This is a genomic window from Paenarthrobacter sp. PH39-S1, from assembly GCF_030063245.1.
GTDB lineage: Bacteria > Actinomycetota > Actinomycetes > Actinomycetales > Micrococcaceae > Arthrobacter_M.
The window spans coordinates 1-9,994 of record NZ_JASISR010000065.1; the positions used below are offsets into that span (position 1 = coordinate 1).

Here is a 9,994-nt window from a genome sequence, read left to right on the forward strand (position 1 = left end):
TGGCCATCCGCGACATCGAAGACAAACACGCCAGGCAACGAGGCAAGAAACAAAAGACCGACACGAACACGACCGGGCGGCACCTCGTTGAGGGGTCCTCCAGTCTCGGCTGGAACGCCGCCCTCGGGCACCGGGGGAGAGCCCCTGTTATCGTTGTGGCGGAAGGATTTGTGCTCGAGGCATGACCGAAGCCCACTCCCACAAGGGACTCGATGCATTTGAGCGCCCCCGACTTGGCGGAATAGCAGACATCCTCGCTCCCATGATCGCGGCCCACGCCGGCATCGAATCCCGCGCCACAGCCCTTGGACTCGCGCAGCGCGGGGGTGTACCCAGTGAGCATCGCAGAAGCCACCCACAGGCCAAAGCTCGTCCCCGTTCAACGCTATGAAGAAGCAGCCTTACCTGTTCGGCTGAAAACCTAGCGGAAGTCAGAAAATGCCCTGACCAGTAGGGAAAGACCCATAGAAGACACTCAGCCCAAGGAGCTTTCAATGCCCGTTGCAACACCGGACAAGTACGCCGAAATGATCGACCGCGCCAAGGCCGGCGGATTCGCCTACCCGGCGGTCAATGTCACCTCCTCGCAGACGCTCAACGCAACGCTCCAGGGCTTCGCCGACGCCGGCTCCGACGGCATCGTCCAGGTTTCCACCGGCGGTTCGGCCTACTGGTCCGGCGCTGGCGTGAAGGACATGGTGGCCGGTTCGCTCGGCTTCGCCGCTTTCGCCCGCGAAGTTGCCAGGAACTACCCCGTCAACGCAGCCCTGCACACCGACCACTGCCCGAAGGACAGGCTGGACAGCTTTGTCCTTCCGCTGTTAGCAGCTTCCGAGGCCGAGGTCAAGGCCGGCCGCGACCCAATCTTCAACTCGCACATGTGGGACGGCTCCGTCGAGACCCTGGAGGAAAACCTGCGCATCGGCCGCGAACTACTGGCCCGAACCTCCGCCGCGCACATCATTCTTGAGGTGGAGATCGGTGCTGTTGGCGGCGAGGAAGACGGCGTCGAGAACGCCATCAACGACAAGCTGTACTCCACGGTGGACGACGGACTGGCCACGGTGGAGGCGCTTGGCTCCAGCGAGAACGGCCGCTACATCACGGCCCTGACGTTCGGCAACGTGCACGGCGTGTACAAGCCGGGCAACGTCAAGCTGCGCCCGGAGATCCTCAAGGACATTCAGGAGCCTGTTGGCGCGAAGCTGGGCAAGAACAGCCCGTTTGACCTCGTCTTCCACGGCGGCTCCCGCTCGTCCGAGCAGGAAATCAAGGACGCCGTCTCCTACGGGGTCATCAAGATGAACATTGACACCGACACTCAGTACGCGTTCACCCGCCCGGTGGCTGGCCACATGTTCGCGAATTACTACGGCGTCCTGAAGGTTGATGGCGACGTTGGCAACAAGAAGACCTACGATCCCCGCGTCTGGGGCGCCGCCGCCGAAAAGGGCCTGGCCGCCCGCGTCGTTGAGGCTGCCGCGCAGCTCGGCTCCGCGGGCAAGACGTATAAGTAGCATGAGCGACGAATTTTGCCGGAACCTCATGGGTCCGGAGCCCACGCTGCTTCCGGCCGAGGAGGACATCCAGGCGCGGCTGGCAGCCGGGGACGAGGCCGTCGACTTGGCGGCCAAGCACCCCACGTCGTCCCTGCTGTGGGCCATCCTGGCCGAGAGCGAGTGCTATCACGACCCAGGACAGGACTTCTGCACCAAAAACGACCCCACACGAACCAAGAACAACGCCATTCGCCGCCTCCAAGTACTCGGCTACAACCTCACCCTGACCACCCCAGAGGTAGCCCAGGGCGGCTGCAAAGTCATTTGCGGGCCGGCAGTGTCTTAACATGTGAGACGAACGGGGTCGTGGCTGTTAAAAAGTGAGAACTCCTGTTAATCCAGATGGTGTCAAAGCCTCTGTGTTGCCAGGAGTTCTCGCATGTCATCTTCTCACCTTGCCCTGTTCCTCGACGAATTCGCCGCCCCTGGCGCGGTGGGTGTTGATCCCGGCACGGTCCTTGCCGCGTTGCATGGACTGGCCGGAGCTACATCGCTGGTGGAGATGGCTGAATGGGCCAAAGATACGGCACGGGAGCAACTGTCTGCACTGGGGATCGGTTCCCGCACGCGACGACGCTGGGCAGGGTCCTTGAACGCCTTGATGCCGACCTGCTGGATCGTCTGGCTGGGGCATGGGTGCAGGCGGCTATCGGCGTTTCGGTGATCGCTCTCGATGGCAAGGAAGTCCGTGGTGCCAAGAACGGCGGCGGCTCGCGAGTGCATTTGATGGCGGCCATTGACCATGGAAGCGGCGCAGTGTTGGGGCAAGTCTCGGTGGCAGAGAAATCTAACGAGATCCCCTACTTTTCAACACTTCTGGACGGAATCAAGGACCTGACGGGCGTTGTCGTCACCGCGGACGCCCTTCATACACAACGCAAACATGCCGACTATCTTCATGACCGTGGTGCCTTCTACGTGCTCACCGTGAAGGGAAACCAGCCAGGTCTGCATAAGTAATGTGCCGGCCTTCCTTGGAAGCGCGTCAGGAACGGAAACAAGACCCTTGAAACTGCCAACGGCAGAGACATTGAAAGGACCGTCAAGTGCGTCAGTATTGCCGCAGGCATCAATTTCCCCCACGCAGCCCAAGCCGCCCAGATCACCCGCAAGTCACGGCCATTGGGTACCCGTAAGTGGTTCACCGAGACCGTCTATATCGTCACTTCATTGGCACCATCGCAGGGGAAACCCTCCGAGATAGGGGCATGGATCCGCGGCCACTCGACCATCGAAAACGGACTCCACTACCGACGCGACGTGACCTGGCGGGAGGACCATAGCCAGGTCCGAAACGGTGAAGCGCCACGAGTCATGGCCTCCCTGCGGAACATCGCCATCATGATTCTCCGACTCCAAGGCGAAACCAACCTTGCCAAAGCCGCCCAGGCAGCCCGAAACTACCCCGATCGAGCACTCAAACTAGCTGGCATCACTATCAGCTAAACGACTTTGCAGCCGCCCTGGAGGTAGCCTGACCTACCTTACTTTCGTATTAGGCATCGACTCACCATTCCGGAGGTATTGCCATGAGGCAAAAAAAGCCTGGTGGCAGAGGAACTTTAGACGCCGGCCTTGATCAGAAGTGCATCAACCATCATGAAGAACTGAGCGCGGTAATCGATCGCCCCCGGGGCGGTCATGCATTGTATGGCCGCCCCGTCGTAGATCATAAGAAAGCACCTTACCAACGTACCGAAACCTACGAGGCACTGATCACCACTGCTTTCGGCTGCGGAAGAGAATATATTTCCCAGCTCCACTTCGTAGGCGGGATAAATTTTCGCGGCCAGCGGGCTGACATCGGAATTGCGTGTTGCCCACAGAATGAGTTCGATCTCAGCAAGTATGCTTGCGGGCTCTTCCTCTAGTGCGCGCCAGTAGCCTTCGGCCACTTGTTCCACAGCCTTACGAAGTCCCAAATGCTCCGAGACGTCACTGGAAAAGCGGCGCAGGTTCTTAAACCAAGCCTCGGCGGCCGCTTCCATGAGCTCTTCTTTATTGCTAAAGCAATAATGCGCCGTAGCCAAGGGGGCATTAGCCTCTTTTGCTATAGCCCGAATAGTTACCGACTGAACACCCTCACGACGCATAATTTCAACGGTCGCTGAAATCAACTGTTCTTTTCGGTCTTCTGAGGATACCCGCATAACACACTCTCCAGTCTCCCGGTTTCGGCCCGACAGGGCAATTTCCTTACAGTAAGTCTATTGCTTGGGCCATGGAAAACGTTCAACCACTTCACCTTGAACGACTTACGTGGTGCCTGATGCCAGGTAGCTCGCGAAATGATTCCTGCGTGCCTCAGCTAAAGTGCGGTTCCCCGTGTTCTGCCAGCTTACTGTCCTCAGGGCTCCTGACATAGCGATTTAGTTTTTGTTGGTTGGTTCTTTGTTTTTGACGGTGTAGCGCAGGATCAGGTCGGTGCCTGGGTGACGGGTTTCGGTGGCGGTGAGGTGTTCGCAAAGCTCGCTGATGGCTTTGCTGGCCCTTGCTGTGGGGAGTGGGTTCAGCCGGATGGTCAGGAAGCCCGGGGTCGTGGTGTCGATGTCACCGCTGGTGTTCAGCGCTGACCTGGTCAGGGTGTGGGCTTCTTCGGTGGCGCGGGCGTAACCGGTGTTGGTGCGGATTTCCCTGGACAGGGTCATCATGGTGTTGTAAGCGGCCATCCGGATCCCGTGCGTAATCAGTTTGACTTCGGTATCGAGGACTTGCTGCCCGGGGGCGAGTCCACCCAACGGCAACCGGGCAGGAATCTCCCGGTGAGCTGCCTCCGCGGTATCTTGGGCGGCTTCGGCGGCGAAGAGGGGTGCGTTGATCGCGTTGTGCATGGCGTTGGTGACGATGATGCCCCCGGTACCGTGTGCGGGTGTTTTCAGGCCCAGCATCGCCGTATCCGTCTGGGCTGATACCTGCTGGTAGCGGGCCCGGGCTGCCAGGACTGTCTTGTAGGCCTCCTTCTTCGCGGGGTTCGGCACCGAGCGGTGCGGGTCATCATCGGTACTGCCGTAAGCATCATGGGAATCCAGGTCGAAATGCATCCTGGCGTAACGGAAGTAGTTTTCCTGCCGCCAGCGTGAACCCATCCGGTAAATCACCTCACCAACGGACATCTCCTGGTTGGTGGTGAGGATGTGGATCTGGCGTGTGGCGCCGCCTCGTGCGGGAACGATCCTGCTGATCTGGCGCATCCGGAACAGTTCACCAGTTTTTACGGTCGCGGGCAGGGGCAGATCAACCATCGTGTCGGCCGCCAGCCAGGAACGTGTTTCACCGTGCTCATCACGATGGGAAACCGGACTGAATTGGTCTTCGGGGATTGGTGGTGTGGTGCCTTTGCACCAGGTCAGCACATCAAAACCTGCCGCTTCCATGTGCTGGAACAGGGCTGGGGACCAGCCGCCACGGTCAAACCCGACGAGTACTCGCCGCTGGTCCCCGATGATGTCCCGCAAGGCCGGAAGCAGGGTGCGTAGTTCCTTGGTCAGGGCGGTACCCGGTTCGGCCATGACGACGAATACCGGGGATCCGTGGGAGTCGGAAACCCAGGTCTCCTCCGTTGCCGGGGTCGGGAACTTCAACCTGGTCGAGTGTACTTTCCCGATCTTCTTCGCGCCTTGGTAAGCACGCACATGCCCATCCACATAGAGAACGGCAAGGAGCTCCTCACCGTCAGGATCATTTCCGTTCCCGGGGTTCAGGTGGTGTTCGGCCAGGGCGATCAGGAACTCCCCGGTTTTTCCGGTGTCGGCCATGAGGTCTGTTTTGCGGCGGATCGTTTTTACTTCCGGTGCCCGATCCATCCCCAGCACCCTTCCCAGATCGGTGGGGTTGATCCGGGTCGCGCCCTCGGCCCTTGATTCCCCGAGCAAGGCGCGGAGAACAGCGTCCAGGAGCGTCGTTTCGAGCCCATAGAAGCCGTCCGGCAAAGCACCAAAAGTGTTCTTCGCGCAGGCGAGCAGACCGGTCCGCTCCAGCGCGGGCAAGGCCAGAAACAAGCCAGCCAACGGCACTTTCGCCGCCGGAGCAAACACCGGGGCAGCGCACACCAGTTGACCGGCACGGGCTGCTGACCGCTCACTGCGGCGTTCCGTCGGCGCCGGCGACACGGGCAGATCGGCGGATTCTTTCTGCCACAATGCCGGCTGTGCCGCTTCCGGTGTCGGTGTTGGACTTACGAGCGCAGGGACCTTCACTGCTGCCGCCTCGGTGGGTGCCGTGGTTCGCTCCTTGGTGATGGCCAGGGCACGGCGGACGCTGAATTCGGAGACACCCACCGCGTCTCCGACGGCCTGCAGGCTCATTCCGGACTCACGCAGAACAACAATCTCAGTGATCATGTCTTCACTCAACCGTGACGGGCCCTTCGGGCCGCGTTGTTCCAGGATCAGACCGGCCACGCCCTCGGTGGCCAGTTGCTTGCGCCACCGATACAACGTCACCGCGCCGACCTTGAATGCGGTGGCAATCTCCTCCACGACCGCCGCTTTGAGCTCCATCAGGTTCACGGGAGCGAAGCGGCGAGTTACTGAATCTCCGGGCACCCACACGTAGGCCAGTTCACCGTGAAGGAAGACCTTCCCGCCCTCATCGTCCTCCACGAGGGAGACGGCAGCACCAATCGGGCAGGCAGCAGCGATGGGGGCCATTGGCAGAGGCGGTTGCGCAGTCATCCAAGCCATCATCCCACCCCTCCCGCACGACTAGTATACTTCCATAAATTATATCGTATCTGAGGCGGAATTAACAGGTTTCAGCCCAACAAGAACACCGGAATTACGCGAAAGCTACACACTCAATCATCAGCTATGATGCTCCTATCTTTGTCAATTACTATTTTTGGGGTTGTTGGTCGAGCCAATTGCGGTAGCGGGCAATGGCGTCTTGGTCGCGGGATTTGCCTCGTTCGATGCGTGAGATGGCGGTGGGCCAGGTTCCGAGTTCCCGGGCGGCTTGGACTTGGGTGAGGTGCAGTGCGAGCCGGCGGGGGCGCAGGTCGTTGGTCACTGATGCTGGGCGTGGGTTGCGCAATACGCGGTAGATTTCTCGGGCGACGTAGCGTTTGAGGCACCGCATGATTTCCATTTTGGATTTGCCTTCGGCGGTTCGTTTGGCGACGTAGTCGCGGGTGCGCTGGTCCTTGGACATGCGGACCAGCACGATGCGGTAGATGGCGGAGTTCGCGGCCCTGTCGCCGCCGCGGGAGAGCCGGTGGCGTGTCGTTTTGCCCGAGGACGCGGGGATGGGCGCGGTGCCGGTCAGCGCAGGCGAACTGGGCTTCGGTGGTGAGGCGTTCCGGGTTGTCGCCGATGGTGACCAGCAGCTGGGACGCCACGGCCGTGGCGACGCCGTTGATCTCCAGCAGGGCCGGGGCGCGGTCGGCGATGATACGCGCCAGCTCGGCGTCTGTCTCGTCGATTTCGGCGTTGAGGTAGTGGTAGCGGGCGCCCATGCGCTTGAGCGTCACGGCGGTCGCAACAGCGGGGTCCGTGATGTCCCCGGCAGGGCGGGAGGCCGCCATGGCCTTGGCACGGGCTTCGCTGGTCTGGCCCCGGTATTTGGCACGCACGGTCTCCGGTGCCGCGGTCAGGACGCCGCTGATCTGCGTCAGCACGGCGGTGCGCGCCTTCAGCGCGCTGGTGCGTGCGGTGCGCAGGACCCGTAGTGCCTCGACGTACCCGTTCCGAGTTTTCGGGGTAGAGACGCCACGGTCGGCCAGTACCGATTCGGCGGCCTGGTAGGCATCGAGCGGGTCGGACTTGCCATGCAAGCGCCGGGCCTGGCGGTTGGGCCGGTTGACCTCCTTGACGATGAATCCGTCCCTTGCCAGGACCCGGGCCAGTTCGGCCCCGTAGGAGCCGGTACCCTCGATGCCGACAGCGATGACGGGACCGTACTGGGTGATGTATTCGGCGATTTCCCGGTAGCCGGAACCGAAAGCCAGGAATTTCTTATCGGCGAGGTGTTTGCCGTGCTCGTTGATGAGGGCGACGTGATGGGTGTCGGCGTGGGTATCGACACCGGCAATGACTTTCATGTCCTCGTTTGTCATGATGGAAGGAGCTCCTCTGACTCTCGCAAACCGTTAGTGTGGGCTCGCGTTCGCCAGGTGGGCAGACAAGACGGTGATGGGACCTCTGGTCGGGCTCCTATTAAGTCATGCCCGCCTGGCCAACGCGTTCGGTGCAGGCCATCGGCCGGCGGACGAATCATGCGAAGGACAACCCCGAAGGGTGTCAGTCAGGAGGCGAGTCACGCCGGCCAACGGCCTAATACCATCATCACCGTCAGGAGCCCTGGTCCTTGGGCCGAGGTGGCTGCCCGGTGCGGCAGTCATGGCCCGTAACTCAGTAGCGGGTGGACGTTGCGTTTGATCTCAGGGCTGATGGTGCCCCCGGAGCGGCCCAGCGCCCTGCCGAGCGCCTGCATTGAGGTTCCGTTGGAGCGCACGCCCGCGATTCTCTCCCGTTCCTGCAGTGACAGGTAACGGGTGTTGATGGGGTGCTCGAGAGCTTTCAGGGCCACAGGTGCGGAGCCGGTTCCGCCAGAGCTGCCGGCAGTTCAGGTGCCGCGGCAGGGGTTGGAGTCTCCGCAAAAGTAATTGTCACTTCCTGTTTATACGAAAGATCCACGGCATGGCACTTGGCGGGTGCCGTGTCCTTTGCCGCCTGTTGCCGGTCCCGTTCGTAGGATCTCTGTTTGCTGACTCCAACGGCGAGGGCGGCGTGCCCGCTCCTTCTTGACGCAAGCCAGGTAGTGAATCTGTTTCGGGCGAGGGGCGGCGCAGACAGATCGAGGCCATGCCGGCCTCGATCGCCCAGTTGGAGTGGGTGGAGCAATTCAGGTCCAGCTGCTTCGCTGCCGCGCTGAGGCTGCCAACTGTCAGCGGCCACGAAGAAGTGTCCACAGGTGCCCAATAGGATTTTGTCGAATTCGCACCGGGAGGCCACGAAGGGTGCCCGCTGGCGGCCAGGTGCATCACTTCTCATTTCCCTGTCCAAGAGCCCAAAATCGGGTGTTAATGTGCCTGAGTTCGAGTTGGAACCGAGTCGGTTGACAACCTTCGTCACCTCGACCTGCGACGCCTCCTGAACGTCCAGATGAAGGCTGCTGGCACGGGAATACAGGGATCGGAGGGGCCGCCGACGTCCCCTTGGCCGACGTCCCCTTGGCCGGTGGCGTGGCGACGTTTCACGACTTCATGACGGAGTAGGCTTTTGGTACAACCCCGCCAGCAATGAAGGATCGAATTCTCAGAGCTGGAATGACGAGATCCGAGCCCTCCGGGCGGCCATCGAATCGTGTGTGTTCTGTTGGCCGTCTATGGGCACTTCCTTGTGGCCGCTGCTCATCAACTTCCCGCAGCAGGTGAATGAACTCCTCAATTACCGCCGGTGCGTAGCGTTGCCGCGGCCCGGTCTTCACTGGCCGGGTGCTTTGTGGCTTCTTGGCTGCCGGATTGATCCGACCTGCCCAGTTATTCGCCGTGCTATGTGAAGGGGCCCGTTGGCAAGGCGCCCAAGCGCCGGTTACCCGGCAACGCGGCCGGATAACCGACCATTCCTGCCACAAGATGGCCACATGGGTGTAGCAGCCCTGTAGGAACACCCCGGCGACATCGTGCATGAGAAGCTCCTTGCTCTGGGGTTCACCGCGTGGCCGGTGCGACAACCCGAACGGCGTGCACATGACGCGTCGGGAGAGCTACATGGTGGGCGACGGATTCGCCGCCACCATGTTTATGGTGGCGGCGAAGGCCACCTCGAGAACCTACTTTTGCGCCTGGTCCTTGAGAAGGAGGAGCTGGATTTCTTCGTCACCTAGGTGGCATCCTGGGTGTCTATGCCGCTGCCGGGTTCCGGGGCGTGCAAGAGGTCACTGCCTGACCCTGGCCGGTCACTCCTTGACGCCGCCGCCTGCGCTGTCGCCGTCTCGCTCAGGCGCTGCGCGCCGTCTGCGCGATGTGGGATTTGTAGTTGGTGTTACCGGCGGGGTGAGTGTGGAAGAGCTTGCCTGCTGACCCAAGGAGGTTAGGAAGCCCAGGTGGCCCTCGTAACGGGCTAGGACGTCGTCGATTATTTGCTGCTGCGTTACGCCCATCAGGTCGTAGCCCTCGGAGCCGGTCGGTGAGAAGACTTCCGCGCGATAGTAGACGTCCGCTTCGTGGAACGTACGCCCACCGAACGTCGGCACCGGGGCTTCCACGGCCTGGACCTGATAGAGGAAGTCGCGATGGTCCGGAATGGTGACAACCAGCGCGTAATCGGTAATACCCGTGTATTGGCTCGGGACAGCGTCCAGGGTTGCCTGGTGACCTTGTTCAATAAACTCGTTGACCAGCTCGGCTAGGGCTGGCTGGGCCGTGTGTTCCATGAACTGGGCTAGCTCATTTTTGGAAGGATAGGACCGTATCCCTGTCAGTCTCTGGCGCCAGG

Annotated in this window: 8 protein-coding genes and 4 pseudogenes; 6 read left to right on the plus strand and 6 right to left on the minus strand. The window is 61.2% G+C overall.

The window, feature by feature from the left end:
• Nucleotides 1-128: 128 nt before the first annotated feature.
• From QMG52_RS20880 to QMG52_RS22040, 5 genes and pseudogenes are all read left to right on the plus strand, one after another.
• Nucleotides 129-349: pseudogene (locus QMG52_RS20880) on the plus strand (6-phosphofructokinase); the annotation flags it as partial.
• 145 nt (nt 350-494) lie between these two features.
• A complete protein-coding gene (gene fbaA / locus QMG52_RS20885; protein WP_283562336.1) occupies nt 495-1,517 on the plus strand; it encodes a class II fructose-bisphosphate aldolase in 1,023 nt (340 codons plus the stop codon).
• Between the two features lies 1 nt (nt 1,518).
• Complete coding sequence (locus QMG52_RS20890) at nt 1,519-1,845, plus strand: DUF3151 family protein (RefSeq protein ID WP_283562337.1); 327 nt, start codon at nt 1,519-1,521, stop codon at nt 1,843-1,845.
• 224 nt (nt 1,846-2,069) lie between these two features.
• A complete protein-coding gene (locus tag QMG52_RS22035) occupies nt 2,070-2,519 on the plus strand; it encodes an ISAs1 family transposase (RefSeq protein ID WP_349361778.1) in 450 nt (149 codons plus the stop codon).
• 162 nt (nt 2,520-2,681) lie between these two features.
• Nucleotides 2,682-3,005, plus strand: coding sequence for a hypothetical protein (locus tag QMG52_RS22040; protein WP_349361779.1), 324 nt, complete (start codon nt 2,682-2,684; stop codon nt 3,003-3,005).
• A gap of 116 nt (nt 3,006-3,121) precedes the next feature.
• Here QMG52_RS22040 and QMG52_RS20900 read toward each other — a convergent pair whose 3' ends face one another.
• The 5 genes and pseudogenes from QMG52_RS20900 to QMG52_RS20925 all read right to left on the minus strand — a co-directional run bounded on the left by QMG52_RS20900 (nt 3,122) and on the right by QMG52_RS20925 (nt 8,084).
• Nucleotides 3,122-3,709, minus strand: coding sequence for a TetR/AcrR family transcriptional regulator (locus QMG52_RS20900; RefSeq protein WP_283562338.1), 588 nt, complete (start codon nt 3,707-3,709; stop codon nt 3,122-3,124).
• Nucleotides 3,710-3,928: 219 nt separating this feature from the next.
• Entirely contained in the window at nt 3,929-6,232 is a 2,304-nt protein-coding gene (locus QMG52_RS20905; RefSeq protein WP_283562339.1) for a putative transposase, read from the minus strand.
• Nucleotides 6,233-6,392: 160 nt separating this feature from the next.
• Nucleotides 6,393-6,821 carry a transposase gene (locus QMG52_RS22045; protein ID WP_349361780.1) on the minus strand — a complete coding sequence of 143 codons (429 nt, stop codon included), beginning with the start codon at nt 6,819-6,821 and terminating at the stop codon, nt 6,393-6,395.
• Nucleotides 6,822-7,203: 382 nt separating this feature from the next.
• Nucleotides 7,204-7,611, minus strand: a pseudogene (locus tag QMG52_RS20920) (IS110 family transposase); the annotation flags it as partial.
• A 281-nt stretch (nt 7,612-7,892) separates the two neighbouring features.
• Entirely contained in the window at nt 7,893-8,084 is a 192-nt protein-coding gene (locus tag QMG52_RS20925; protein ID WP_283562340.1) for a helix-turn-helix domain-containing protein, read from the minus strand.
• Between the two features lie 1,150 nt (nt 8,085-9,234).
• Between QMG52_RS20925 and QMG52_RS20930 the strand changes: the two are divergent.
• A pseudogene (locus tag QMG52_RS20930) lies at nt 9,235-9,445 on the plus strand (prephenate dehydratase); the annotation flags it as partial.
• Between the two features lie 10 nt (nt 9,446-9,455).
• Here QMG52_RS20930 and QMG52_RS20935 read toward each other — a convergent pair.
• Nucleotides 9,456-9,994: pseudogene (locus tag QMG52_RS20935) on the minus strand (high-affinity choline transporter BetT); the annotation flags it as partial.